The organism is Ornithinibacter aureus (assembly GCF_009858245.1).
Lineage (GTDB): Bacteria > Actinomycetota > Actinomycetes > Actinomycetales > Dermatophilaceae > Fodinibacter > Fodinibacter aureus.
This window is the reverse complement of record NZ_VMSB01000001.1, coordinates 2,525,027-2,549,631: the sequence shown is the minus strand read 5'-3', so window position 1 is coordinate 2,549,631 and position 24,605 is coordinate 2,525,027. Positions and strand designations below refer to the sequence as shown.

The following is a 24,605-nucleotide window of genomic DNA, read 5'->3' as shown; positions in this document are numbered from 1 at the left end:
CAGCGGGCGTACCAAGGTAAGGCAACCCTTGGTTAGGTAATCCTCACCTTAGTCACACGTCGCTGCGTCCGGCAACTTGGCGCCCCCAGCAGCCAACCCCAAGCGGCGGGCTGCTACTCGGGAGCGGACCAGGCCTGCCGCATCGACAGCCGCCCCTGGGTCTGCAACAGCGAGCGCCGGTACAGCCGCTCGGCCAGCAGCACCACCGCGCCCGCAGCCACCGCGAGGATGCCCAGCGCCACGAGCGGCTCCCACCACTGCGCCGACCCCTCGAGCACCCGCTGCGGCATGAGGATCGCCGACGCCGGCGGCACGTAGGACACCACCGTCTGGGCCGGGCCGTCGAGCAGGAGTGAGCCGAAGAAGATCGCGACGAGCAGCATCGTCACCGGGGTGGAGGTCGACTGCACGTCCTCGGTGCGGCTGGCCAGCGCCCCCGCGACGGCCCACAGGCAGGAGATGAGCAGGAAGCCCAGCAGGAAGAAGACGAGGAACCAGCCGAGCGCGCCACTGATCGAGGGCAGGAACGACGCGTACTGCGTGAACCGCAGACCGATGAGCCCGATGGCTGCGTACAGCGCCATCTGGCCGACGGCGAGGGCCGTGTTGCCGGCGACCTTCCCGGCGAGCAGGTGCCGCACGGGGATCTTCGTCGCGATGATCTCGACGACGCGCGACTGCTTCTCCTCGACGACGCTGTTCGCGAGGGTCATGCCGAAGATGAGCGAGGCCATGTAGAACAGCACCGCCAACGCAAAGGCCATGCCCTGGGCGAACCCGCGTTGGTCGGCGTCACCGACGAGGACGTCGGACGCCAGCGTCGTGCCCGCCGTCAGGGCCGCCACCGACGTGCCTGCGCGGTCGGCGTTCTGGGTGAGCACGGCGTCGCGCACCACCGTCGCGGCCACCGCCTCGAGCCCGCTCGGCACCTCGTCCCTGGCCACGAGCAGCCACGACCCGTCGCGTTCGGTGAGCCAGGCGTCGGCATCGTCCGCACGCACCGCAGCCTCGGCGGCCGCGTCGTCCGCCGCGGGGACGACGGTGACCCGGATGCCGTCGTCGAGCGTGGGCGCCTGGCTCACCACGGCATCCGCCATCGTCTGTGCGCTGGAGGTGACGACGAGGTCGTAGGTCTTCGTCCGCTCGGCCAGCACGGCCTGGAGCCCGGCGAAGCCGATGATCAGCGCCAGCGTCAGCAGGGTGCCGACCAGGAAGGAGCGGTCGACGAGCTTGGTCGCGACCTCGCGGCGGGCCACGAGCAGCCACGGCTGGCCGACGTCCTGGGGGGTGCTCATGCCGTCACCTCTCGGTAGATCTCGGACAGGGGCGGGACCACCCGGGCGAACTCCAGCACCGGGCCCCGGTCGACGGCGGCCCGCAGCACGGCCTGCTCGGCGCCCGGGTCGATCAGCTCGAGCAGCGCCCGCCCACCGTCGACGTCATGGACGTGGATGCCGCGCTGGTCACGCACCCACCCGAGGTCACCCTCCGTGACGAGTCGGTAGCGGGTGGGCCCACCGGCGCGCAGCGTCTCCACGGTGCCCTGGGCGACGACCCGGCCGCGGGCGAGCACGATGAGGCTGTCGCACAGCCGCTCCACGAGGTCGAGCTGGTGGCTGCTGAACAACACGGGCACGCCGGATGCCGCGCGGTCACGCAGGATGTCGGCCATCGCGTCGACGGCGGCCGGGTCGAGACCGGAGAACGGCTCGTCGAGGATCAGCGCGGTGGGGCCGTGCATGAGGGCCGCGATGATCTGCACCCGCTGCTGGTTGCCCAGGCTGAGTGCCTCGACTCGCTCACCGGCCCGGTCACCGAGCGAGAACAGCTCGAGGTGCTCGGTGACGGCGCTCTTGGCCGCCGCCGACGACATCCCCGAGAGCTGGCCGAGGTAGGCGAGCTGGTCGGCGACCTTCTGCTTGGGGTAGAGCCCGCGCTCCTCGGGCATGTAGCCGAAGCGCTGGCGGTCGGCCGCGGTCATCGGCCGGTCCCCCCACAGCACCTCCCCGGCATCCGGTCGCAGCACCCCCATGACCATGCGCATCGTGGTCGTCTTGCCGGCGCCGTTGCCACCGACGAACCCGGTCAGGCCACCGGGGCGCACGACGAGGTCGACGCCGTCCACGGCCCGCACGTCGCCGAAGGTGCGGGTCAGCCCTCGTGTCTCGATCTGTGCCATGCCTCGACGCTAGGCGGCCGGCCGCGGGAGAGGATCAACCCGCGGGGTGAGGTCTGCGGGCGAGGGATCGGGTCAGCCCTCCGCCGGGAGGACGAGACCCGCCTCGTAGGCCACGACGACCGCCTGCACCCGGTCGCGCACGTGCAGCTTGGCCAGGCAGCTCGACACGTGGGTCTTCACGGTGGCCTCGCCGAGGACGAGGTGGGCGGCGATCTCGCTGTTGGACAGCCCCCGCGCGGCCAGCACGAGCACCTCGCGCTCGCGGTCGGTGAGGCGGCTGAGCCCGTCGAGCCGCGCATCGACCGCGGCGCCGCGCAGGCCGGGGGCGCTCTCGGATGCCGTCGCGTTGGATGCCGTCGCGCCGGGGTGCGTCGTCGGCGCACCGGCGCCCATGGCCCCCGATCCGTCCGCGGGTGCTGCGCCGGCCCGGCCAGTTCGGGCCATCCGCTCGATGACCCGACGGGTGACCTCGGGTGCGAGCAGGGCGTACCCGTGACCGACGGCTCGCACGGCCTCGACGAGCTGGTCGGGTTCGGCGTTCTTCAGCAGGAAGCCGCTCGCGCCAGCGGAGAGGGCGTCGAAGACGTAGTCGTCGCGGTCGAACGTCGTGAGGATGAGCACCTTGGCGAGGTCCTCGGCGACCAGGGCCCGGGTGGCCTCGATGCCGTCCATGACCGGCATCTGCACGTCCATGAGCACGACGTCGGGGCGCAGCGCCCGGGCTTGGGCGAGCGCGACCCGGCCGTTCTCGGCCTCGCCGACGACATCGAGGTCGTCCTCGACGGACAGGATCATCGCGAAGCCCGAGCGCACCAGGTGCTGGTCGTCGACGATGAGCACGCGCAGCGGTGGGTGCAGATCAGACACTGTTCTCCCCCAGTGGAATCCGGACCCGCACACGGTAGCCGCCGGTCGGCCGCGGGCCGATCTCCGCTTCACCGCGTTGGCTCGCGGCACGCTCACGCACCCCGAGGTGACCGAGCCCGGAACCCGACGACCGGCCCCTCGGCCGGCCGTCGTCGAGCACCTCGACCTCGGCGTGCGGGCGCGGGCCGTCCTCCTCGACCCGCACCACCACGGTGGCGTGGCGGGCGGTGGAGTGGCGGGTGACGTTGGCCAGGGCCTCCTGCACGACCCGGTAGAGCGCCAACCCGGTCGACGACGGCAGCCGGTCGGCCGCGCCGGGGCTGGACTCGACGACGTCGTAGGAGGTGGCGAGGCCCACGGTTCGCCGCTGCGCCACGAGGGTGGGCAGGTCGGCGATCCCGGGCTCCGGCATCCGGCTCGTCGCGGGGTCCGGCTCGGCGTCCTCGGGGTCGCGCAGGGTCCCGAGGAGGCTGCGCATCTGGGTGACCCCGTCACGCGACGAGGTCTCGATGGCCGCGAGAGCCGTCGCAGCGGCATCCGGGTCACGCGTGAGCACGCGTCGCGCCGCGGCCGCCTGGATGCCGATGACCGAGATGTGGTGCCCGACGACGTCGTGCAGCTCACGGGCGATGCGCAGGCGTTCGTCGGTCACGGCGCGCCGTTGCAGGGTCTCGCTCTGGGTGGCGATGGTCGCGGATGCCGTTTCGAGCTGGGCGCGTTGTCGGGCCGATCGCCAGTCGAGCTGACCCCCGATGACGGCGCCCCCGAAGTAGATGACGTTGATGAGGACGGTCAGGGCGACCGTCGCGGTCACCGGGCCGACGAGCCCGCTGCGCTCGACGCCGCGGGTGTCGTCGATGATCTCCTGCACGCCGCTGCCGAGGAGGAACTGCCAGGCGATCCACACGAACATGCCGACGATGATCGAGCCGACCACGCCGAGCATGAGCCGTCGGTCGCGCGACCAGGCCACCGCCGCGAAGAACGCGATGAAGTAGACGACCTGGAGGGTGAACTGGCTCATCACCGGGGCCATCGTCACGCCGACGACGAACATGTGCACGGCGGCGACCACGGCGATCGACAACGGCCAGCGGCGGCGCCAGGTGAGCAGGGCCGAGGCTGACACGGTGGCGAGCACCTGCAGCCACACCGGCTGGTCGACCGTCTCGAGCAGGCCCATGCTGCGCAGGAGTTCGAGGGAGACCAGGCCGAGCGCTGCGGTGGCCAGCGCGAGGACGACGTCGCCACGACTGACCTGCGGGCGTGGGCGCTGCCAGGGGTCGTCGACGCCGAAGAACTCACCGACGCGCGATGGCAGCGACAGGCGAGCGGACGGCATCCGGCCCGGGCGGTCCAGCGCTGTCGGCGAGGAGTGGTCACCGGACATGCGAGCCAGCCTAGGCAGGACCGGGTGCCCGGCGCCTCCCCCGCGAGGCTGACCTCGCCAGCCGAGGACATCCCACCCGACCGGCACCACCCGACCACCCCAGCCGTACCCACATCGACCAATAGGTCACTCGGGGTACACCGTGGCACCGCCGTCGCGCGCTGACTGACTGAGCGGGCAGTCCGGGAGCCCCTGGGGGGGTGTGTCCAGGGGTCGTTGCCCAGCGCAAGGGACTCCTTGACCCGCGCAACCAGTCCTGACAGCACCTACGGGGTCGGGCTCACAGGAACAGATCCCCGCGAGGGCAACGTGGTCAGGGCGCAGTGCTCACCAACCAGCTGCGCAGCTCATCACCCAGCAGGCGTGAGCACGTCGAGGCCGACGAGTGGGCGCAGCGCCTCGGGCACGATGACCGAGCCGTCGGGCTGCTGGTGGTTCTCGAGGATCGCCACGATCCAGCGCGTCGTCGCCAGCGTGCCGTTGAGCGTGGCCGCGACCTCGTTGCCGCCCTCACCCTTGACCCGGGTGTTCAGGCGCCGGGCCTGGAAGGTCGTGCAGTTCGACGTCGACGTCAGCTCGCGGTAGCGCCCCTGGGTCGGCACCCACGCCTCGCAGTCGAACTTGCGCGCCGCCGGCCCGCCGAGGTCACCCGCCGCGGTGTCGATGACGCGGTAGGGCACCTCGATCGCGGCGAGCATCTCCTTCTCGAAGGTGAGCAGGCGCTGGTGCTCGGTCACGGCATCCTCGGGACGGCAGTAGACGAACATCTCGATCTTGTTGAACTGGTGCACGCGGATGATGCCGCGGGTGTCCTTGCCGTAGGAGCCGGCCTCGCGCCGGTAACACGTCGACTGGCCGGCGTAGCGCAAGGGCCCGGCCGACAGGTCGAGCACCTCGTCGGCGTGGTACCCCGCGAGAGCAACCTCGGAGGTGCCGGTCAGGTAGAGGTCATCGGCCTCGAGGCGGTAGACCTCGTCGGCGTGGTGGTCGAGGAACCCGGCGCCGGCCATGACGTCGCTCTTGACCAGGGTGGGGGTGATCATCGGCACGAAGCCCGCCGCGATGGCCCGCTGCATGGCCAACCCGAGCAGGCCCATCTCGAGGCGGGCACCAGCCCCCTTGAGGAAGTAGAACCGGGCCCCGGCGACCTTGGCCCCGCGCCCCATGTCGATGGCGTCCAGACCCTCGGCGAGCGCGAGGTGGTCACGCGGCTCGAAGCCCTCGGCGGCGAAGTCCCGGGGGGTGCCGACGGTCTCGAGCACGACGTAGTCGTCCTCGCCGCCGCTCGGCACGTCCGGCTCGACGACGTTGCCGATGGTGCGCAGGAGGGTGTCGAGCTCGACCTGGGCGGCGTCGGCATCGGCCTGCAGCGCCTTGACCTGCGCCGCGATCTCCTTGGTGCGGGCGAGCAGGGCCTGCTTCTCCTCGCCCTGGGCACGGGCGACGTCCTTGCCCATCGTCTTCTGCTCGGCGCGCAACTGCTCGAACGCGGTCAGCGAGCTCCGCCGGCGCTCGTCAGCCGCGCGGATGGCGTCGACGACACCCTCGTCCTCACCCCGGGAGCGCTGGCTGGCACGGACGGCGTCGGGGTTGTCGCGCAGCAGCTTGATGTCGATCACCCGGCGAGTTTATCGGCGCGCCGGGACGCGTGCGGATCAGGTGGTCGGGCGGCCGGTGAGCAGCAGCCCGCCACCGAGGGTGAGCATCATCAGCCCACCGGCGCCGCCGACCCGCTCCATCCGCGTGGGGGATGACGCGAACCAGTCCCGGGCCCGGCTCGCGACCAGTGCCACGGCGCCGTCCATGAGCAGTGCCAGCACGGCGAACACCGCGCCCAGGGCAACGAGCTGGGGCAGCACGGCCGAGGTCTGCACGACGAACTGCGGCAGCAGCGCCGCGAAGAACACGATGGTCTTCGGGTTGGTGACCCCCACGACGTACCCGGCCCGCACCGCGTGCAGGCTCGGCGCCGTGACCGGCACCCCGGCCTCGAACGCGCTGGCCAGGGCCCGCCGGTTGCGAATGGCCTGCACCCCGAGCCAGATCAGGTAGCCGGCACCCACGACCTTCAGCGCCGTGTAGGCCACCGTGCTCGCGGCGATGAGCGGCCCGAGGCCGATGGCGAGCGCGCAGATCTGGGTCAGGATGCCCAGCACGTTGCCCACCACCGTGAGCAGCGCCTCGCGCCGCCCGGCGGACAGGGCCCGGCCGATGGTGAACAGCACGCTCGGGCCGGGCATCGCGATGATGATGACCGACGCGACGGCGAACGCGGCGAGGGTGGAGGTGGACGGCATCCGATCAGTGTGGGGGAACCGCGCGACCCGGCGCACCCCTGTTTCGTCCTCGCGAACCCTCGCGACCCCTCGCGCCCCCCAGCCCTCACCCCAGGGCGGATGCCGTGGGCTCACCTCGCGCGGCGTCGAGCCGTCGCATGACCGGAGTCGCGAGCACCCCGTGCAGCACCACCGAGAGCACCACCGTGAAGCCGACCGTCGACCAGAGCCAACGCTCCTCGGGGAAGGAGACCGCCCCGGCCGCATAGGCGACATAGTACAGCGACCCGACCCCACGGACCCCGAAGAACGCGACGACGAGCCGCTCGCGGTGGTCCAGCCCGGCATCCCCGACCTGGGTGCGGTGGCCGAGGAACGCCAGGTATCCCGCGGCGGGCCGGATGACGAGCACCAGCGACACCCCGATGAGCACCCCGCGCCAGTCGAGGTGGGCCAGCAGGCCGTTGGTCAACGCGAACCCGAGGCCGAGCAGCACCACCAGGGTCAGCAGCGTCTCGAGCCGGTCGATGACGTCGTGCATGTGGCGCTGGTAGTCGTGGTCGCGCTCGGCCGCACGCACCGTGAGCGCACAGGCGAACACCGCGAGGAAGCCGTAGCCTCCGGCCACCTCGCTGGCGCCGTAGGCGAGCAGCAGGGCCGCCAGCGCGAGCAGCGGCTCACCGACCTCGGCCAGGCGCAGCGAGCGGGCCGGTGCCCGGAACGCGATCCGCGCCAGCACCCACCCGACGGCCACCCCCACGAGCACCCCGACGACGATCTTGCCGACGAGCTCCCACGCGAGCCACCCCGCCCACCACTGCGACACCGACCCGACCGACGCGAGGAAGATCGCGGCGTACACGAACGGGAAGGCCAGCCCGTCGTTCAGCCCGGCCTCGCTCGTCAGGGCGAAGCGCACCTCGTCGTCCTCGTCGATCTCGTCGACGGCGCCCTCGAGGGTCGGCCCCTCGACCTGGACGTCCGAGGCGAGCACCGGGTCGGTCGGCGCCAGGGCCGCCCCGAGCAGCACCGCCGCGGGTGCCGCGACCCCGAGCGGCCCCCACGCGAGCAGCGCCACCCCCGCGATCGTCAGCGGCATCGCGATGCCGAGCAGGCGCCAGGCCGGTGACCACGACCGCCAGGACTCGCGGCTGCGCCACCGCAACGGCCGGTCCAGGGCCAGCCCCACCCCCATCAGCGCGACGAGCACCGTGAGCTCGGTGACGTGCTCGATGACCGGGCGAGCCGCGACCGGATCGAGCACCACGGCATCCCACGCGGGAAGGAGGCCGATCAGCATGCCCGTCGCGACGAGCACGATCGGCGCCGACAGCGCCCACCTGTGCACCACGCGCGGGAGGACCGCGGCGAGCAGCAGCGAGCCGCCGAGCAGCAGGTAGACCAGCTCAGGGCTCACTCGAGGTCGACTCCGACGTCCCACAGGTGGTGCACGAGGTCGTGCAGCCCGTACTGCCCGAGCGTGGCGACGGTGAACAACGAGCCGTTCGAGCGGATGCCGGTGCGCTCCCAGTCCTCACCCGTCACCCTCGCGTAGACACCCGCCAACCCGGTCGCGGCGTCGGACAGCTCGCGGGCCACGACGACGGGGTCCTGCTCGCCGTAGCGGTCGGCGACGGCGGTCTCGTCCTGGTCCCAGTTGTCGAAGGTTGGCGCGTCCTGCTCGAGCATGAGGCGGGCCCGCTGCTCGAACAGGCGGCACACGTCGCGCACGTGACAGGCGTACTCCAGCGGCGACCAGGTGGCCGGATCGGGCCGAGCCGTCGCATCGCCGCGGGTCAGCACCTGCTCCCACGGCGCGGTGGATGCCGTGACGTGGCGCGCGATGTCGGCCGGCGCGACGTCGGTGGCCAGGAAGCCGCAGTCAGGGCACCGCTCGCGCAGCGTCCACGTCCAGTCCTTGTCATCCGGGGTGATGGCGGGGTCGACCAGCGGCTCGGATGCTGCGTCGGGCGAGGAGAACGTCATGATCCGCAGACTACGGCCGACCTGATCCACCCGGATCGTGCGGTACCTTCCACTCTGTGTCAGACGCGTGGTGGACCTGGGTGGGCATCGCCGTCGCAGTCGTCTTCGTCGGGGTGGGGGCCTGGCTCCTCCTGGCGTCACGCCGCGATGCGCGAGCCGCGGCCAGCCGCCCTGCCCGAGACAGCTTCCGCCGTGAGGAGGAGGCTCCTGCCCCGCCGAAGAAGCGCCTGGCGGTGGTGCTGAACCCCACGAAGCTCGACGGGGACGGGGCTGCGGAGAAGGCCACCATCGCGGGGGTGTGTGCCGACCAGGGGTGGGCCGAACCGCTGTTCCTGCCCACCTCCGAGCACGACGTGGGCTTCGGGCAGACCCGTCAGGCCCTGGCGGAGAAGGTCGACGTCGTCTGCGCCTTCGGTGGCGACGGGACGGTGCGCGCGGTCGCCCAGGAGATGATCGGCACCCGTGTGCCGGTGGGCCTGTTCGCCGGAGGCACCGGAAACCTGCTGGCCCGCAACCTCGAGCTGCCGACCGACGACCTCGCCCGCGCCGTGACCGTCGCACTGACCGGTCGCAACCGCCACATAGACGCCGGCTGGCTGACCCTGGACCCGGACGAGTCCCACCTCGACGAGCACGTCGGCGAGGGGTCGTCGACGGGGCCGGACCGCCACGCGTTCCTCGTCATGGCCGGACTGGGGCTGGACGCCGCGATCATGGAGGACACCTCCGAGAAGCTCAAGGCCAAGATCGGCTGGACCGCCTACGTGCCGGCCGGGCTGAAGAACCTCCTCGCCGAGCGGTTCAAGGCCCGCGTGAGCATCGACGGCGCACCGCCCATCACCGTTCGGGCCCGCACCGTGCTCGTCGGCAACTGCGGCAAGCTCACCGGTGGCATCAACCTCATGCCCGACGCCGAGCCCGACGACGGCACGCTCGACGTCGTCGTCATCGCCCCTCGGGGCCTGGCCGCGTGGGTGTCGGTCGCCGCGCGGGTGCTGGCCAAGAGCGGGCGCTCGACCCAGACCCTGGACCGCTACCGCTGCCGGGAGATCGAGGTGCACGTCGACCGCGACCAGATGGTCGAGCTCGACGGCGACATCATCGGCGAGGCCCGGCACATCCAGATCGAGGTGCAGCCGCGAGCGCTCATCGTGCGCACCGAGAACGGCCGCAGCAGCACCGCCGCCTGAGCGCGAAGCCCGCGCACGGCATCCCGTCCGCCGCGAAGCCCGCGCACGGCATCCCGCCGGCCGCGCGCCCGAGCCGCCCCGGCGGCATCCGACGCGGCAGTTCGGATCGCACGCAGCAGTTCGGATCGCACGCAGCAATTTCCGCCCGAGGTCAGAACTTCTGCGTCGTGCCTGAAGTGCTGCGTTGCCCACGTACCCCTACCGGTAATGCGCCACGAGGAGCATCATGGAGGTGCGGAGCCTGGCTCCCGCAGGCTCCCAGCAGGGAGAACGGCCATGCCACACCTCAGCCACCTCAGCCACCACGAACCACCGCCCTCGACCCCTCAGCCGACACCCCACCGTCGGGGCCTCCCGACACGCCACCGGGCCCGATCACGCGTCACCGCCCTCATCTCGGCGCTCGCCGTGACGGTGGCCGCCGCAGCAGTGACGGCCGACCAGGCTGTCGCCGACCCGGCCACCCCGGTGACCTACCCCGCCGCGTCGTCGGCCACCCGCACGCAGGGCCGGTTCTTCGACACCTGCACCGCTCCGTCGCTGGCGGCCCTGGCCGCCTGGCGGGGCACGTCGCCCTACACCGGGGTGAACATCTACATCGGCGGCCGCAACCGTGGATGTGCCCAGCCCAACCTCACGGCATCCTGGGTGCGCAGCGCCGCAGCAGCGGGATGGTCCCTCGTCCCGACGTACTTCGGCGACCAGCCGTTCTGCGTCTACGGCAGCAAGCCCTACCGGTACACGGCCACGGGTGCGGCAGCCCGCGGCGACGCCGACGGCACCGACGCCGTGGCGAAGGCCAAGGCCCTGGGGCTCCTCCCCGGTAGCGCCATTTACGCCGACGTCGAGCACTACGACCGCAGCAACGCCTCGTGCGTCGCCGCCGTGCGAACCTACGTCTCCCAGTGGACGCGCACCCTGCACCGCAACGGCTACCTCGCCGGCGTCTACGTGCACCAGGACTCCGGGCTGCGCGATCTCGCGGGAAGCTACCTGTCCACCACCCTCGCCCGGCCGGATGCCGTGTGGATGACGCGGTGGGACGGCGTCGCCTCCGTGACCGGCTGGCCCACGGCGAGGGACACGCTGTGGGCCGAGTGGCAGCGCGCCAAGCAGTACCGGGGCGACCACGTCGAGACCTGGGGTGGTGTGTCGATGAACGTCGACAGCGACGTCATCAAGGGTCCCGTCGCCACGGTCGCGAAGGCGTACCGGGTCACGAGCAGCACGCCCCTGAACGTGCGCAGCGCACCCACCACCTCGGCGTCGATCATCGGCCGGCTGCCCGCAGGCAGCACGGTCTCGGTGGTCTGTCAGGCCAGGGGTCAGCGCGTCGGGTCGACCTCGGTGTGGGACCGCACCACCACCGGCGGCTACGTCTCCGACCGGTACGTCTCGACGCCGTCGTCCACCACCTACAGTGCGGCCCTGCCCAGGTGCGCCTCACCCGGGCAGATCACCATCGGAACGCCGGTGAACACCCGCTCGGGGCCGGGCACCGGCTACACGAACCTCAACCGGCCGCTGCAGGGTGGCGCGCTGGCCTACGTCGCCTGTCAGAAGTCCGGATCGCTCGTGGGCACGACGCGCGTCTGGAACCAGCTCGTCGACGGCCGCTGGGTGAGCGACTACTACGTGTCGAACCGGTCGAACACGACGTACAGCGCGCCGGTGCCTCGCTGCCCCTGACCCGGGTCAGAACTTGCGCTCGCGCCAGGCCCGCTCGAAGGGCAGCCGCCACGTGTACGGCGAGATGAGCTGGTGGATCTGGTTCGGTCCCCACGTGCCCTGCGAGTAGGGCCGCACGGTCGGGGGGTTGTCGAGCAGCGGCTGGGAGATCTCCCAGAGACGTTCGATGCCGGATGCCGAGGTGAACAGGGTCCGGTCGCCGCGCACGGCGTCGTAGATGAGCCGCTCGTAGGCCTCGAGCACTGCGCCCGCCCACGACGTCTCCTGCATGGAGAACTGCATCGAGAGCTTGTCGAGCCGAAAGCCCGGGCCCGGCCGCTTGCCGTAGAACGACAGCGACATGCGCGACTTGTCGGCGAGGTCGAAGGTCAGGTGGTCCGGCCCGTTGTCGCCGACGCCCGACCCCGGCGGGAACATCGACTGCGGAGGCTCGCGGAAGGCGATGGAGATGATCCGCGCCCCCTCGGCCATCCGCTTGCCGGTGCGCAGGTAGAAGGGCACGCCGGCCCAGCGCCAGTTGTCGACGAAGCACTTCAGCGCGACGAAGGTCTCGGTCTCGGAGTCGGGTTTCACCCCGGGCTCATCGTGGTAGCCGGTGTACTGCCCGCGCACGACGTCGCTCGGCTGGATCGGCTGCATCGAGCGGAAGACCTTGTTCTTCTCCCGGCTGATGGCACTCGGCTCGAGCGAGGTCGGCGGCTCCATCGCGGTGAACGCGAGGATCTGGAACAGGTGCGTCACGACCATGTCGCGGTAGGCGCCGGTCGCCTCGTAGAAGTCGCCGCGCTGCGTCAGCCCAAGGGTCTCGGGAACGTCGATCTCGATGTGGGAGATGCTGTTTCGGTGCCAGATCGGCTCGAACAGACCGTTGGCGAACCGGAAGGCGAGGATGTTCTGCGCGGCCTCCTTGCCCAGGAAGTGGTCGATGCGGAAGATCTGCTCCTCATCGAACACCTCGTGCAGCTGGGCGTTGAGGGAGACCGCTGACGCGTAGTCGGTGCCGAACGGCTTCTCCATGACCACCCGGCTGCGCACCGCGAGGTCGGCCGTGGCGATGGTGCGCACGGCGGCCAGGGCGGCCCTGGGCGGCACCGAGAGGTAGTGCAGTCGCTGGTTCACCTCGCCCGGCAGGAGCGCCTCGGCCCGCGCCACCGCCTCGCGCAGGGCGTCCGGCCCGGCCGAGATCGACACGTAGTCCAACCGCTGGGCGAACTCGCGCCAGTCGGCGTCGCTGACGTCGCGGGTGCTGTGCTCGCGGATGGCGATCAGTGCCAGGTCCCGGAAGGCGTCGGCGTTCATCTCGTCGAGGCTGGTGCCGACGACGCGCAGGTCGTCGACGAGCCCGGACTGGAAGAGGTGCAGCAGCCCCGGGATGAGCTTGCGCTTGGCGAGGTCCCCCGTGGCACCGAAGAGCACGACGGTCGTGGGTGCGGTCATGAGGCCAGACTGTCGCCCCGAGGCCGCGTACCGCTACCCCCGGTCGTGCATCGGATGCCGGCCACCCGGCATCCGCGCGCGTCCCGCCCCCCCCAGCCGTCCCCAAATCGACCAATAGGTCACTCCGGGTACGCGGGTCAGCTGCTCGGGGTGGCGAGCCGGATCTCCTCCTCGGTGGGCACGCGGTGCTCGCGCGCCTCCGGGGGCAGGCAGTCGACGATCGCGGCCATGATGCGCTTGGTGTCCGCCGCGGGTGAGCGGTACTTCAGCTCGACCGGCTCGCCGACGCGCACGCGGACCTTCGGCGGGTTGGTGACGTTGAGGACGTTCGGCACGGCCGCAGACCGGGGCCACACGTGCTCACTTCCCCAGATGCCGATCGGGATGACCGGTGCTCGCGTGATGGCGGCCAGGCGCGCAGCACCCGTCTTGCCCTTGAGCACGGGGTCGTAGAACTTCTCGCCGCGCGGGATCGTCCCCTGCGGCATGAGCGCGACCAGCTCACCACCCTCGAGGGCGACCGCGGCGTTCTCGAACGAGTCCTGCCCGCTGGTGCCGCGGTCGACGGCGATGCCTCCCAGGGCCGTGGCGATGGCGCCGACGCCGGGCACCTCGAAGATCTCCTTCTTGCCGAGCCCGCGAGCGGTGCGGCCCGAGGCCCGCAGCACCTGGATCATCGTCTGGAGGTCGAAGTACGACCGGTGGTTGGCGACGAGGATCGCCGGGCCGGTGCGGGGGATGTTCTCGACACCGGCGATGTCGAAGCGCGCGTACGGCGTGAGCAGCGGCGGGCTCGCCAGGAAGAGCAGCCGCTGCAACTCGATGCCCAGCACCGGCACCTTGAACACCCCCGGCGAGACGTCGAAGTGCACGATCGGCCACCCGCGCGCCACGGCGTACAGGGTCAGTCGCGGGTCGGGGTTGACCGCGTTGGGTGACCCCACGGCCGAGAGCAGGGGAAGGTCGTAGATCGAGTCGGAGTAGGCGAAGCTCTCGGCGAGGTCGATGCCCTCACGCTCGGCCCACTCGCGCACCGCCGCGATCTTGCCCCGAGACCAGACGAAGTTGCCGGTGATGGAGCCGTCGAACTTGCCCTCGTCGTCGATCGTGTAGCGCGTGGCGATGACGTGGTCGAAGCCCAGCCGATCGGCCAAGGGCTTGATGAGGTGGTACGGCGTGGTGGTCGCGAGCACCACGGGCCGACCGGCGGCCTGGTGCTGCTCGATGAGCGCCAGGGCGAAGGGGTGCACCACCTCGGCGATCGCCTCGGCAGCCGCGACGGCCGCCTCGTCGAACGTGGCCATCTCACGCCCCTTGGCCACCAAGGTCGCCTGCCGGGCCAGGAAGATCGACGGCAGCGTCTCGCCGATGAGGTCGAACATGCCGTACAGCAGCTTCTCGCCGGGCAGCTTGCGGGTGACGACGCCGAGGTCGTACATCGCTCTCGACAGCAACGGCCCGGTGCCACCCTGGAGCAGCGTGCGGTCAAGGTCGAAGATCGCGGCGCCGCTCATGGGGTGAGGCTACCGGGCGGACGCCAGCGTGAGGTGACATGCGCCCGGACTGGCGAACGGCACGAGCCGCACACCCTCCCCCGACCCGCCGTACCCGGCATCCGCACCGCTCACCAGCCCGGCATGGACCTGGCACACCACCTCGGGATGCCGTCTCGCCGCATCGAGCAGCGGACAGGTGCGCAGCTCGACCTCGCGGCCGATGTCGCGGCCGCCCTCGCGGCCGATGTCGCGATCGGGCGTCGGGCGCACGACGGGTGAGAAGCCGAGACGGTGCAGCAGCTCGACCACCCGCTCTCGGGCCGGCCCTGCCGGGCCCCCACCAGCGGCCGCGACGTCTCGCGCCGCGAGGCTCGCACCCCACGCCCGGCCCACGGCCCTGGACTCCTCCGAGGTGTCCACGCCGAGCGCGGCCAGCCGGTCGGCGAAGGCGCCCGCGAGCGCGAGGTACTCCTCCGCCGCGGGGTCACCCTCGACGACGCCGGATGCCGTGCGCCGCCCCTGCGGCGTCACGACGTACCGCGTCGCCGGCCGGCCGCGTCCGCCCGCGTCCGCGGTGTCGGGGACCTGGACCAGCCCCGCGGCGAGCAGGGCCCGCAGGTGGTGGCGGGTGGTGTTGGGGTGGCCGCCGAGCGCCTGCGCCAGCTCGCCCACCGTGCACGCGCGATCGGCCCCGGCGAGCTCTCGCAGCACCCGCAGACGCGACGGATCAAGCGGCGGCGGGGTCGGCTCACCGGCATCCCCGAGCACCCGACTTGGAGAAGGACCCATCGGCGGAGTATTTTTCACAATGTCATTGTAGATAATCAGACACCGGAGGACCAGATGGAACACACCACCCTTCCCCTCGCCGGCGGCGGTCAGCACACGTGCGGCTGCAACGAGAGCGACCACGGCATCCCTGAGCTCGACGTGCGGGCCGTCCCGCACGCCATCCGGCACGCCACGGTGTTCGGTGCGCTCTCCGCGATCCCGAGCGGCGGCTCCCTCGACCTCGTCGCCCCGCACGACCCCAAGCCGCTGCTGGCCCAGATCGCCGACCGCGAGGCCGGAGCGGTCACCGTTCGCTACCTCGACGAGGGTCCCGACGCCTGGCGCCTGCGGCTCACCCGCGCCTGAGCGGCAGGTCGTCGCCGTGTGCTCGTACTGCGGGTGCGAGAGCATCGACGTCATCGGCCGCTTCATGGCCGAGCACGTCGACATCATCAACGCCTGCGGGGTGCTGCGCCGGGCCTGCGAGCACGGCGACAACGCCGCCGTCGTCGCGGCTGCCGACGCCCTGGCCGGGCTGCTCCACCCGCACACGGGTGCCGAGGAGGCCGGCCTCTTCGCGGTGCTCGCCGAGGACGAGGAGTTCACCGAGCACGTGGGCTCCCTGTGCGCCGAGCACACCGCACTGGATGCCGCGCTGGCGGCGGTGCGCGGTGGCGACCACGCGTCCTTCCCCGCCTTCGAGCTGGCCCTGCGCCACCACATCGACCGCGAGGAGAACGGCCTCTTCCCCGCAGCGGCCATCGCCTTCGCGGGCATGGAGTGGGAGCGGGTGACCGCGCTGACCCCGGCCGCCCCCAGCCGACCATGACGACGCCGCACCGGGCCTGGCTGCTGCTGCCGGCCGGGGCAAGCCTCCTCGTCGGGCTCGATGCCGGGCTGCTGCGGATGGGGGTCCCCGCGCCGCTCGACGCAGCGGCGCTGCCCGACGTGCACGGGCCGCTCATGGTGCTCGGCTTCCTCGGCACGCTCATCGCCCTCGAGCGGGCCGTCGCCCTGCGCGCGGCCTGGGGGTACGCCGCACCGGTGCTGCTCGGCCTCGGCGGGGTGGCGCTCGTCGCGCCGGTGCCGCCCCTCCTGGGCCGGATGCTGCTCCTCGACGGGACGGTGGCCCTCGTCGCGGTCCTCGTCGCGCTGTGGCGACGGCGTCGCGACGACGAGGTGCTCGTCCAGGTGCTCGCCGCTTGCCTCGCCGTGCTCGCGGCGCTGGCCTGGGTGCGGGTCGAGGCCTCCGTCGTCGTGCCGCTGCTCGCGGGGTTCGTCGTGCTGACGATCGCCGCCGAACGGGTCGAGCTCGCCCGGTTCCACCTCCCCCGCACCGCAGGGACGACCCTGCTCTGGCTCGCGACCGGGCTCGCCCTCGCGGCGACGTGGGCGCTCGTCGCACCGGGCCCGGGGAGCCGCGCCTTCGGGGTGGCCCTGCTCGCCCTCGTGGCGTGGCTCGCCCCCCGCGACGTCGCCCGCCGCACCGTGCGCTCCACCGGCCTGCCCCGCTTCAGCGCGGTGGCGATGCTCGCCGGATACGGGTGGCTCACCGTGGCCGGAGTCGCCTGGGCCGTCACCGGGGTGCCGACGACCCGCGCGGCCCACGACCTCCTCGTGCACACGGTCTTCCTCGGCTTCGCCATGAGCATGGTCCTCGCGCACGCGCCGGTCATCCTCCCCTCCGTCCTGCGCCGCCCGCTGCCGTACCGACGGGTGCTCTGGGCCCCCCTCGTCGTCCTGCACGCCGGGCTCGCGGTCCGCGTCTGCGGCGACCTCGTCGGCCAGACCCGCCTCGCCCAGGCCGGTGGCGTGCTCACCACCGTCGCCCTGCTCCTGCTCCCCCTCACCGCCGCGGCCTCGGTCGCACTCACCGTCCGCCACCCCCGGAGCGTCCCCGCGTGACCACCCTCGAGCCCCCCGGCACCACGACCGCAGCAGCCCGACCCACCCGCCAGGGCCGCACCGGGCCACCCGGCGCCTCCCGAGGTCGGTGGGCGCTGCGCGACCGGCCGGGCGTGGTCTGGCTCGGCCTCGCCGTCCTCGTCGCCCTCGTCCACCCGTTCGTGCCGGCCGCGAGCTGGCTGATGGTGCACCTCGTGCTCCTCGGTGCCCTCACCCACTCGGCCATGGTGTGGAGCACCCACTTCGCCCAGGCCCTCCTGAAGACCCCGACGTCCCTCGACGAACGGGCTCGGCAGAACGCGCGGATCGGCCTGCTCGTCGCCGGTCAGGCGGCGGTGCTCGTCGGTGTGCCGACCTCGCTGTGGCCGCTGACCGTCGCCGGGGCGGTGGCGGTGTCGAGCGCGGTGGGCTGGCACGGCATCCAGCTGTGGCGGCGACTGCGGCACGCGCTGCCGGGGCGGTTCCGCATCACCGTGCGCTACTACCTGGCGGCCGCCGCCTGCGTGCCCGTCGGCGCGACCCTCGGGGCGTGGCTCGCCCGCGGCCTGGACGACACCACCCACGGGCGCGTGCTCGTCGCGCACTCGATGGTCATGGTGCTGGGCTGGATCGGGCTGACGGTGACCGGCACCCTCGTCACGCTGTGGCCGACGATGCTGCGCACCCGGATCGACGAGCGCGCCGAGCGCCTCGCGCGGCAGGCGCTGCCGGTGCTCGTCACGGCGGTCGCCGTCACCGGGTCCGGGGCGGCGCTGGGCTCGCGCGTCGCAACGTTGGTCGGGCTCGCCCTCTACGCCGCCGGGCTTGGCTGGTGGGGCCGGGCGCTGCTCGCACCGGCACGTCAGGCCCCGCCCCGCTTCTTCGCGACGTGGTCGGTGACCGCCGCCCTCGCCTGGGGTGCGGTGGCGCTCGGGCTCGTCGGGTGGCGGGTCGCCACCGCCGACTCGTGGGCCGAGGTGGCCGACGGGTACGGCGTCGTCGCGGCCGTCGTCGCCGCGGGCTTCGGGGCCCAGCTCCTCGCCGGCGCGCTGAGCCACCTCGTGCCGACGGTGCTCGGCGGCGGGCCGTCGGTCGTGCGGGCGGCATCGGCCGAGCTCAACCGGGGCGCCGTCTGGCGGGTGACCGTCGTCAACCTCGGCCTGCTCGTCTGCCTCCTGCCCGTCCCCAGCGCGGTCCGGGTCGCCACCTCGACCCTCGTCCTCGTGGCGCTGGCCGCGTTCGTCCCCCTCCTGCTGCGCGCCGTGAAGGCGGCCGTCGCGGCCCGCCGGGCCCTCGTCGCCACCGTCGCCGAGCACCCGGTGCGCCCCGAACGGGTCGGGCCCGAGCCGCGGGTGTGGTCACCGGGGCAGCTCGTCGCCGGGGTCGCCACCATCGCCCTCGCGCTGACCCTCGGCGTCGCCGTCGACCCGGCCGCTGCTGGCCTCGGCCCCGCGTCGGATGCCGGTGGCCCGGGTTCGGTCGCCGCGGCCGGCCTGACCGGGGCCGGGTCGGTCACCCCCACCGGTGAGACCACCCGGGTGCGCGTCGAGGCCCGGGACATGGCCTTCTCCCCGGCCTCGATCACCGTGCCCGCCGGCAACCGCCTCGTCATCGACCTCGTCAACGTCGACGAAGGGTCGCCCCACGACCTGTCCTTCGGCGGCGACCTGCGCACCGAGCGCGTGATGCCCGGCCGCTCGACCACCCTCGACGTCGGGGTCGTCGGAGCCAGCGGTCAGGCGTGGTGCACCATCGTCGGCCACCGCCGGATGGGCATGGTCCTCGACGTCGTCGTCGAGGGCTCCGCCGCCGGGGCGAGCAGCCCCGGGGCGAGCAGCGCCGATGGTGCGGTCGCCGCGGAGTCCGACGACGGCATCCGACTCGGCCAGGAACCGGATGCCGCGTTCCGCGCCGTCGATGCCGCGCTACCGCCTCTCGACGGCTCAACCGTTCGCAAGGTCACGCTCACGGTGGAGGAGGTCGAGCTCGAGGTCGCGCCCGGCATCCGGCAGAAGCGGTGGACCTTCAACGGGGGCGTGCCGGGGCCGACCCTGCACGGCCGGGTGGGTGACACCTTCGTCGTGACCCTGGTCAACAAGGGGTCGATGGGGCACTCGGTCGACTTCCACGCGGGCGAGCGGGCACCGGACGAGGTCATGCGCACCATTCCACCCGGGGGTTCGCTCACCTACCGGTTCACGGCGCAGCGGGCCGGCATCTGGATGTACCACTGCTCGACGATGCCGATGAGCGCCCACATCGCGGCGGGCATGCACGGAGCGGTCGTCATCGAGCCCGACGGGCTGCCCGCCGTCGACCGCAGCTACGTCCTCGTGCAGTCCGAGGTGCACGTCGACGGCGACGGGTCCACGGCGATCACGGAGGTCGACGCCGACTCGGCAGCCGCCGACACCCCCGACGCCGTCGTCTTCAACGGCGTGGCCAACCAGTACGACGCGGCACCCCTGACGGCGCGCGTCGGGGAGCGGGTGCGCCTGTGGGTGCTCGCCGCGGGCCCGAACCGCGGGTCGGCCTTCCACGTCGTCGGCGGCCAGTTCGACACGGTCTGGAGCGAGGGCGCGTACCTGCTGCGCCGTGGCGGCGGGAGCAAGGGCAGCGAGGGCGCGGACGGTGGCAGCCAGGTGCTCGGCCTGGCCCCCGCCCAGGGCGGCTTCGTGGAGTGGTCCCCCACCGAGCCCGGCTCGTACCCCTTCGTCACGCACTCCATGGCGGACGCGGAGCGGGGGGCGCACGGCATCCTCGACGTGACCCGGTGAGGTGAGCAGCCAACGTCCGGCAGGTTGGTTGCCCGGACCACCAACCTGCCGGACACAAGCCGTAGGTTGGGGGCATGCCTCGCGACGAGCTCACCGCGTACGTCCTCGGCGGCGGCGGGGTGCTCGGCTCCAGCGAGGTGGGCATGGTGCGCGCGCTGGCCGAGCACGGCATCCGCCCCGACGTGGTCCTGGGCACGAGCATCGGCGCCATGAACGGGGCGTTCATCGCCGCCGACCCCGGGGTCGAGGGGGCCGAGCGGCTCGCTGCCGTCTGGGAGGCCGTGGTCCGCGAGGGGGTCTTCCTCGACAACCCGATGCGCCAGGCCGCCCGGGTCGCGAAGTACCGCACCCACCTGCTGTCCAACGCACCGCTGCGGCACGTCATCGAGCGCTACCTGCCGGTCAGCCGGTTCGAGGAGCTCGAGGTCGCCTTCCAGTGCGTCGCCGCCTGCATCGAGGACTCCAGCGGCCGCTGGTTCGCCGACGGTGACCTCACCGACGCCGTCGTCGCCTCGTGCTCGGTGCCCGGGCTCTTCCCGCCCGTGAAGATCGACGACCGGCACTACCTCGACGGCGGGCTCGTGCACTCCATCCCCATCGGGCGGGCGCTGGCCCTGGGCGCCACCCGCATCTTCGTGCTCCAGGTCGGGCGGGTCGAGCAGCCGCTGAAGGTGCCGACCAAGCCGTGGGAGGTCGCGACCGTCGCCTTCGAGATCGGCCGCCGCCACCGGTTCGTGCACGAGATGGAGTCGGTGCCCGACGACGTCGAGCTGCACGTGCTGCCGAGCGGCGCCGCCAGCAGCCCGAACGTGTCCATCGGGTTGGCGCGCATCGCGAAGATGAAGGAACGCATGGATGCCGCGCACGCGGCATCCGATGCCTACCTCACCGACCTCGAATCTCCCTGACCACCTCGCGGCGCAGCACCTTGCCCATCGCGTTGACGGGCAGCTCGTCGAGCACGACGTAGCGCCGCGGCACCTTGTAGGCGGTCAGGGACTCGCGGGCGTGGTCGTGGATCGTCGTTGAGTCCAGCTGGGCACCCGGGTCGAGCACGACGGCCGCGACGACCTCCTCGCTGCCGCTCTCGGGGTGCATCACCCCGACGACGGCGGCGTCACGCACCCCCGGGTGCAGGCGCAGCACCGCCTCGACCTCGGAGGGGTAGACGTTGAAGCCACCGGTGATGATGACCTCCTTGATCCGGTCCACGAGTGTGATGAATCCCTTCTCGTCCATCGTCACGACGTCGCCGGTGAGGAACCACCCGTCGTGGAACGAGGCAGCCGTCTCCTGCGGCATCCCGCGGTAGCCGTCGAACACCTGCGGCCCCTTGACGAGCAGCTCGCCCCGCTCACCGAGCGGCACCTCGCGGTCGAGGTCGTCGGGGTCGGCGATGCGCACCTGGACGTTCGGGAACGGCACGCCGATCGACCCCGGCCGCCGATCGGTCGTCATCGGGTTGCCGACGACGACGGGGGAGGTCTCGGTGAGCCCGTAGCCCTCGACGAGCAACCCTCCGGTCGCCGCCTCCCAGCGCTGGACGAGCGGGGCCGGCAGCGGCATCGCACCCGACAACCCGTAGCGGATGCCGCGGATGCTCACCCCGCGCCGCTGCGCCTCGTCGACGATGCGCTCGTACAGCGGCGGCACCGCTGGCACGAAGGTCGGCACCGCCCGTTCGATGGCGTCCATCAGCAGGCCCACCTCGGGCTTGGGCAGGAGGACGAGGGTCGCGGCGAGGTCGATGCCGAGCAGCATCCCCACGGTGACGCCGTACGCGTGGAAGAGCGGCAGGGCGAGCAGGAAGGGCGGGGGTGCGAGGCCGCCAACGGGGGCGCCGTGAGCAGCCCGGCCCACCGCAGGGCGCTGGGCGCCGGGGTCGTCAGGGCCGCCCGCGACGCGCGGGCCTTCGCGACCGGGAGCCGCAGGGCCAACCGCTTGGCCAGCGGCAGCTCGGCCGTGAGGTCGACGGCGACGACGTGCTCGAGCGCGCAGTCACCGCGCAGCTCCTCGACGACGGGGACGATCTTGTCCCAGACGATCGCCACCCTCGCGCCGTGGTCGATGAACGGCAGCCGCAGCTCACCGGCCGTGTAGAGCGGGTTGTGCTCGACGACGGTCGCCCCGAGCCACAGCACGGCGCAGAAGGCGATGACGTTCTGCGGGCAGTTCGGCATGAGGAGGGCGACGCTGTCACCCGGGCCGACGCCGAGCCGGCGCAGCCCCTCCGCGACGCGCAGGACCTGGTCGGCCATCGCGGCGTACGTGGTCTTGCGGCCGAGGAACTCCAGCGCCACGCGCTGCGGGTGCGTGGCGGCCGTGCGCTCGAACCGGTCGACCAGGGTGGTGTCACCGGGCTCGAGGTGCAACGGCACCCCTGGTCCGTACGCCGCAGCCCAGTAGGGCTCGGGGGTGCTCATGGCCGGTCGTCCTCACCGCCCGCGGTGTCGGGATCCCGCGGACGGCCCTCAACCTACTCGGGGAGGGGCAACGGCGGTGACCCTTCGACGGCATCCGGTGGGCATCCGGTGGGCATACGCTGACCGCCATGGGCGCCCGCAGCATTCCCCCTCCCCCGCTGGCCGTGCGACGCGTGCTGCACGTGGTGTGGCCGTTCGTCGGGGTGCTCGTCACCGGGCTGATGGTGCCCGTCATCGTCGCTGGTGCCTTCATGGTGCTCGTCGACCGGCGGGCCCGACTCTTTCGGGCCTCGTGCCTGGCCGTCGTGCTCATGTGGGTCGACATCCGGATGCTGCTGGGGTGCTGGGCGCTGTACGCCAAGAGCCCCGACCAGTCGTCGCCGACGTGGCGCGAGGACCACGAGAAGCTGTTCTCGACCGCGCTCGACTCGCTCATGTACTACGCGCGCCGCTGGGTCGGGCTCGAGGTGGTGCTCGAGGACCGGATGCACTTCGGCTCCGACGACGAGCCGCTGCTGGCCCTGGCCCGGCACGCCGGCCCCGCTGACTCGCTGGCCATCGCGTGGCTGCTGTCGCGCACCGCCGGGCGGTTGCCACGCATCGTGCTGGCCGAGGCGCTGCGGTGGGACCCGGGCATCGACACGATCCTGTCGCGGCTGCAGTCGTTCTTCATGCCCGCGCAGGCCCGCCCCGGTGAGGACCGTTCAGCCGGGCTCGCGGAGATGGCCTCGACGATGCAGGACAACGACGTCTTCGTCATCTTCCCCGAGGGGCAGAACTGGACTCCGACGCGTCGGACCGGCCTGATCAAGCGGCTGCGTGAGCGGGGCGACACGGCTCTGGCCCGCCGCGCCGAGGAGCTGCAGTACGTGCTGCCCCCGCGCACCAAGGGCGCCTGGGCGGCGCGGTCGGCCCGGCCGGCGGCGGACGTCATGGTGCTCGCCCACGTCGGGCTCGACCAGCTCGCCAGCCCGCGGATGATGTGGGACGCCCTGCCCTTCCACGACCGCCCCTTCGTCGTGCGGACCTGGACCTACGCCGCCGACACGGTGCCCACCGAGCCGGTCGCCTTCGAGCAGTGGCTCGGCGATCGGTGGGACGAGGTCGACAAGTGGGTCACCGAGCACGGCGGCACGGTGCGGGCGTAGCGCCGCCTCAACCGCGTGACGTCCGGCAGTTTGGTGGCTCTGACCACCGTTCTGCCGGACGCAGGCAAAGGAATCGACTCAGGGACGACCAGTGCGCAACCCCGTCAGCCACGCCCGGGCCGCCGAGAAGTCCTCGTCGGCCGTGAGCGGGGCGATCGTGGCCCGCTGCCGGTCCGCGCGCGGGTAGGACCCGAGGAAGCGCACCTCCGAGCAGATCCGCTTCAGCCCCATGAGCGCCTCCCCCACCCGTTCGTCGAGCACGTGGCCCTCGAGGTCGATGGAGAAGCAGTACGAGCCCATCGACTCCTTCGTCGGGCGCGACTCCAACCGGGTCATGTTGATCCCGCGAGCGGCGAACTGCTCGAGCAGCGCGAGCAACCCGCCGGCGTGGTCGTCGCGCTGGAAGAGCACCACCGTGGTCTTGTCGGCCCCGGTGCGCTCGGGCACGACGCCGGGCCGGGCCACGAGCACGAACCGGGTGACGGCGGCCTGCATGTCGCCGATCCCCTCGGCGAGCACGTCGAGCCCGTGGAGCCGGGCCGCGGCGGGGGCACACACGGCCGCCTCGAACGGCTGCGGCCCCTGTTCCAAGGCCTCCGCAGCAGAGGCGGTCGACAGCGTCGGCACGTACACGGCATCCGGGAGGTTCTCCCCGATCCAGCCGCGCACCTGCGCCCACGCGTGGGAGTGGGTGCCGACGGCCCGCACGGCATCGCGCGTGGTGCCCGGCGCGGCGGCCAGCACGAAGGTGACGGGCACGAGCACCTCGCCGACGACGACGAGCGGGTCGCCGCTGGCCAGGGCGTCGAGCGTGGCGGAGACCCCGCCCTCGACGGAGTTCTCGATCGGCACCATGGCGGCGTCGATGGCGCCGGAGCGCAGGGCGGTCAGCGCGGCATCCACCGACCCGAACGTGACGCGCTCACCCTGCGCGGACGGGCCCCACGCGTCCAGGGCCATCGACGTGAACGTGCCCTCGGGGCCGAGGAAGCCGTAGCGCGTGGTGGGGGTCAGCGAGGTCGAGGCGGTCACACGCGACAGGCTAGGCCGTGGCGAATCCGGGCGCCCGCGCATTCCACGCCCGCACCGCCA

Annotated in this window: 22 protein-coding genes; 8 read left to right on the top strand and 14 right to left on the bottom strand. The window is 72.5% G+C overall.

Going from position 1 to position 24,605, the window contains the following annotated elements:
- Window positions 1–113 precede the first annotated feature (113 nt).
- The 8 genes from C8E84_RS12140 to C8E84_RS12105 all read right to left on the bottom strand — a co-directional run bounded on the left by C8E84_RS12140 (window position 114) and on the right by C8E84_RS12105 (window position 8,698).
- Window positions 114–1,295, bottom strand: coding sequence for an ABC transporter permease (locus tag C8E84_RS12140; RefSeq protein ID WP_159902474.1), 1,182 nt, complete (start codon window positions 1,293–1,295; stop codon window positions 114–116).
- On the bottom strand, window positions 1,292–2,179 hold the full coding sequence (locus tag C8E84_RS12135; RefSeq protein WP_159902472.1) for an ABC transporter ATP-binding protein: 888 nt from the start codon (window positions 2,177–2,179) through the stop codon (window positions 1,292–1,294). Before C8E84_RS12135 ends, C8E84_RS12140 begins: the two co-directional genes overlap by 4 nt.
- Window positions 2,180–2,251: 72 nt before the next feature.
- Complete coding sequence (locus C8E84_RS12130) at window positions 2,252–3,037, bottom strand: response regulator transcription factor (protein WP_170296313.1); 786 nt, start codon at window positions 3,035–3,037, stop codon at window positions 2,252–2,254.
- Between the two features lies 1 nt (window position 3,038).
- Complete coding sequence (locus tag C8E84_RS12125) at window positions 3,039–4,436, bottom strand: histidine kinase (RefSeq protein ID WP_246196917.1); 1,398 nt, start codon at window positions 4,434–4,436, stop codon at window positions 3,039–3,041.
- A gap of 350 nt (window positions 4,437–4,786) precedes the next feature.
- The gene (serS, locus tag C8E84_RS12120) at window positions 4,787–6,055 is read right to left on the bottom strand and encodes a serine--tRNA ligase (RefSeq protein WP_159902470.1); all 1,269 of its coding nucleotides are present in this window, start codon (window positions 6,053–6,055) and stop codon (window positions 4,787–4,789) included.
- Between the two features lie 36 nt (window positions 6,056–6,091).
- On the bottom strand, window positions 6,092–6,733 hold the full coding sequence (locus tag C8E84_RS12115) for a LysE family translocator (RefSeq protein WP_159902468.1): 642 nt from the start codon (window positions 6,731–6,733) through the stop codon (window positions 6,092–6,094).
- Window positions 6,734–6,818: 85 nt separating this feature from the next.
- On the bottom strand, window positions 6,819–8,129 hold the full coding sequence (locus C8E84_RS12110; RefSeq protein WP_159902466.1) for a cation:proton antiporter: 1,311 nt from the start codon (window positions 8,127–8,129) through the stop codon (window positions 6,819–6,821).
- A complete protein-coding gene (locus C8E84_RS12105; RefSeq protein WP_159902464.1) occupies window positions 8,126–8,698 on the bottom strand; it encodes a DinB family protein in 573 nt (190 codons plus the stop codon). Before C8E84_RS12105 ends, C8E84_RS12110 begins: the two co-directional genes overlap by 4 nt.
- Window positions 8,699–8,754: 56 nt before the next feature.
- Here C8E84_RS12105 and C8E84_RS12100 point away from each other — a divergent pair, with 56 nt between their 5' ends.
- Together C8E84_RS12100 and C8E84_RS12095 are read left to right on the top strand one after the other, a co-directional pair.
- On the top strand, window positions 8,755–9,888 hold the full coding sequence (locus C8E84_RS12100) for a diacylglycerol/lipid kinase family protein (RefSeq protein WP_159902462.1): 1,134 nt from the start codon (window positions 8,755–8,757) through the stop codon (window positions 9,886–9,888).
- A gap of 276 nt (window positions 9,889–10,164) precedes the next feature.
- Complete coding sequence (locus C8E84_RS12095) at window positions 10,165–11,577, top strand: glycoside hydrolase domain-containing protein (protein WP_159902460.1); 1,413 nt, start codon at window positions 10,165–10,167, stop codon at window positions 11,575–11,577.
- A 6-nt stretch (window positions 11,578–11,583) separates the two neighbouring features.
- Here the strand turns inward: C8E84_RS12095 and zwf are convergent, their stop codons facing one another.
- The 3 genes from zwf to C8E84_RS12080 form a co-directional block, all read right to left on the bottom strand.
- Window positions 11,584–13,014 (bottom strand): glucose-6-phosphate dehydrogenase, encoded by a 1,431-nt coding sequence (gene zwf, locus C8E84_RS12090; RefSeq protein WP_159902459.1) that lies wholly within the window; start codon window positions 13,012–13,014, stop codon window positions 11,584–11,586.
- A 137-nt stretch (window positions 13,015–13,151) separates the two neighbouring features.
- Entirely contained in the window at window positions 13,152–14,528 is a 1,377-nt protein-coding gene (locus C8E84_RS12085) for an HAD-IB family hydrolase (protein WP_159902457.1), read from the bottom strand.
- 9 nt (window positions 14,529–14,537) lie between these two features.
- Window positions 14,538–15,299, bottom strand: a complete 762-nt coding sequence (locus C8E84_RS12080; RefSeq protein WP_159902455.1) for a helix-turn-helix transcriptional regulator — start codon at window positions 15,297–15,299, stop codon at window positions 14,538–14,540.
- Window positions 15,300–15,353: 54 nt separating this feature from the next.
- Here C8E84_RS12080 and C8E84_RS12075 point away from each other — a divergent pair, with 54 nt between their 5' ends.
- From C8E84_RS12075 to C8E84_RS12055, 5 genes are all read left to right on the top strand, one after another.
- Window positions 15,354–15,647, top strand: coding sequence for a DUF2249 domain-containing protein (locus C8E84_RS12075; protein ID WP_159902453.1), 294 nt, complete (start codon window positions 15,354–15,356; stop codon window positions 15,645–15,647).
- A gap of 16 nt (window positions 15,648–15,663) precedes the next feature.
- Entirely contained in the window at window positions 15,664–16,110 is a 447-nt protein-coding gene (locus C8E84_RS12070) for a hemerythrin domain-containing protein (protein ID WP_159902451.1), read from the top strand.
- Window positions 16,107–17,186 carry a hypothetical protein gene (locus tag C8E84_RS12065; protein ID WP_159902449.1) on the top strand — a complete coding sequence of 360 codons (1,080 nt, stop codon included), beginning with the start codon at window positions 16,107–16,109 and terminating at the stop codon, window positions 17,184–17,186. Before C8E84_RS12070 ends, C8E84_RS12065 begins: the two co-directional genes overlap by 4 nt.
- Window positions 17,183–19,942 carry a multicopper oxidase domain-containing protein gene (locus tag C8E84_RS12060; protein ID WP_159902447.1) on the top strand — a complete coding sequence of 920 codons (2,760 nt, stop codon included), beginning with the start codon at window positions 17,183–17,185 and terminating at the stop codon, window positions 19,940–19,942. Before C8E84_RS12065 ends, C8E84_RS12060 begins: the two co-directional genes overlap by 4 nt.
- A gap of 74 nt (window positions 19,943–20,016) precedes the next feature.
- Window positions 20,017–20,850, top strand: a complete 834-nt coding sequence (locus C8E84_RS12055) for a patatin-like phospholipase family protein (RefSeq protein WP_159902445.1) — start codon at window positions 20,017–20,019, stop codon at window positions 20,848–20,850.
- On the opposite strand, the gene C8E84_RS18440 is transcribed toward C8E84_RS12055, so the two are convergent.
- Together C8E84_RS18440 and C8E84_RS18435 are read right to left on the bottom strand one after the other, a co-directional pair.
- A complete protein-coding gene (locus C8E84_RS18440; RefSeq protein WP_343041817.1) occupies window positions 20,828–21,703 on the bottom strand; it encodes an AMP-binding protein in 876 nt (291 codons plus the stop codon). The two genes, C8E84_RS12055 and C8E84_RS18440, sit on opposite strands and share 23 nt — an antisense overlap.
- A complete protein-coding gene (locus C8E84_RS18435) occupies window positions 21,637–22,365 on the bottom strand; it encodes an AMP-binding protein (RefSeq protein ID WP_343041649.1) in 729 nt (242 codons plus the stop codon). The genes C8E84_RS18440 and C8E84_RS18435 overlap by 67 nt, the downstream gene beginning before the upstream one ends.
- Window positions 22,366–22,493: 128 nt before the next feature.
- On the opposite strand from C8E84_RS18435, the gene C8E84_RS12045 reads away from it, so the two are divergent.
- Window positions 22,494–23,513, top strand: a complete 1,020-nt coding sequence (locus C8E84_RS12045) for a 1-acyl-sn-glycerol-3-phosphate acyltransferase (RefSeq protein WP_159902443.1) — start codon at window positions 22,494–22,496, stop codon at window positions 23,511–23,513.
- 78 nt (window positions 23,514–23,591) lie between these two features.
- Here C8E84_RS12045 and pheA read toward each other — a convergent pair whose 3' ends face one another.
- Window positions 23,592–24,545: a prephenate dehydratase gene (gene pheA / locus C8E84_RS12040; protein WP_281348940.1), complete on the bottom strand. Its 954-nt coding sequence runs from the start codon at window positions 24,543–24,545 to the stop codon at window positions 23,592–23,594.
- Window positions 24,546–24,605 lie beyond the last annotated feature (60 nt).

What these genes read in the sequence shown, in the direction of transcription:
- C8E84_RS12115 (WP_159902468.1), bottom strand. Translation starts at nt 6,733, where the DNA reads ATGCCGTCCACCTCCACCCTCGCCGCGTTCGCCGTCGCGTCGGTCATC.
- C8E84_RS18440 (WP_343041817.1), bottom strand. Translation starts at nt 21,703, where the DNA reads ATGCTGCTCGGCATCGACCTCGCCGCGACCCTCGTCCTCCTGCCCAAG.
- C8E84_RS12105 (WP_159902464.1), bottom strand. Translation starts at nt 8,698, where the DNA reads ATGACGTTCTCCTCGCCCGACGCAGCATCCGAGCCGCTGGTCGACCCC.
- C8E84_RS18435 (WP_343041649.1), bottom strand. Translation starts at nt 22,365, where the DNA reads ATGAGCACCCCCGAGCCCTACTGGGCTGCGGCGTACGGACCAGGGGTG.
- C8E84_RS12075 (WP_159902453.1), top strand. Translation starts at nt 15,354, where the DNA reads ATGGAACACACCACCCTTCCCCTCGCCGGCGGCGGTCAGCACACGTGC.
- C8E84_RS12135 (WP_159902472.1), bottom strand. Translation starts at nt 2,179, where the DNA reads ATGGCACAGATCGAGACACGAGGGCTGACCCGCACCTTCGGCGACGTG.
- zwf (WP_159902459.1), bottom strand. Translation starts at nt 13,014, where the DNA reads ATGACCGCACCCACGACCGTCGTGCTCTTCGGTGCCACGGGGGACCTC.
- C8E84_RS12140 (WP_159902474.1), bottom strand. Translation starts at nt 1,295, where the DNA reads ATGAGCACCCCCCAGGACGTCGGCCAGCCGTGGCTGCTCGTGGCCCGC.
- C8E84_RS12095 (WP_159902460.1), top strand. Translation starts at nt 10,165, where the DNA reads ATGCCACACCTCAGCCACCTCAGCCACCACGAACCACCGCCCTCGACC.
- C8E84_RS12085 (WP_159902457.1), bottom strand. Translation starts at nt 14,528, where the DNA reads ATGAGCGGCGCCGCGATCTTCGACCTTGACCGCACGCTGCTCCAGGGT.
- C8E84_RS12080 (WP_159902455.1), bottom strand. Translation starts at nt 15,299, where the DNA reads ATGGGTCCTTCTCCAAGTCGGGTGCTCGGGGATGCCGGTGAGCCGACC.
- C8E84_RS12055 (WP_159902445.1), top strand. Translation starts at nt 20,017, where the DNA reads ATGCCTCGCGACGAGCTCACCGCGTACGTCCTCGGCGGCGGCGGGGTG.
- C8E84_RS12125 (WP_246196917.1), bottom strand. Translation starts at nt 4,436, where the DNA reads ATGTCCGGTGACCACTCCTCGCCGACAGCGCTGGACCGCCCGGGCCGG.
- C8E84_RS12065 (WP_159902449.1), top strand. Translation starts at nt 16,107, where the DNA reads ATGACGACGCCGCACCGGGCCTGGCTGCTGCTGCCGGCCGGGGCAAGC.
- C8E84_RS12045 (WP_159902443.1), top strand. Translation starts at nt 22,494, where the DNA reads ATGGGCGCCCGCAGCATTCCCCCTCCCCCGCTGGCCGTGCGACGCGTG.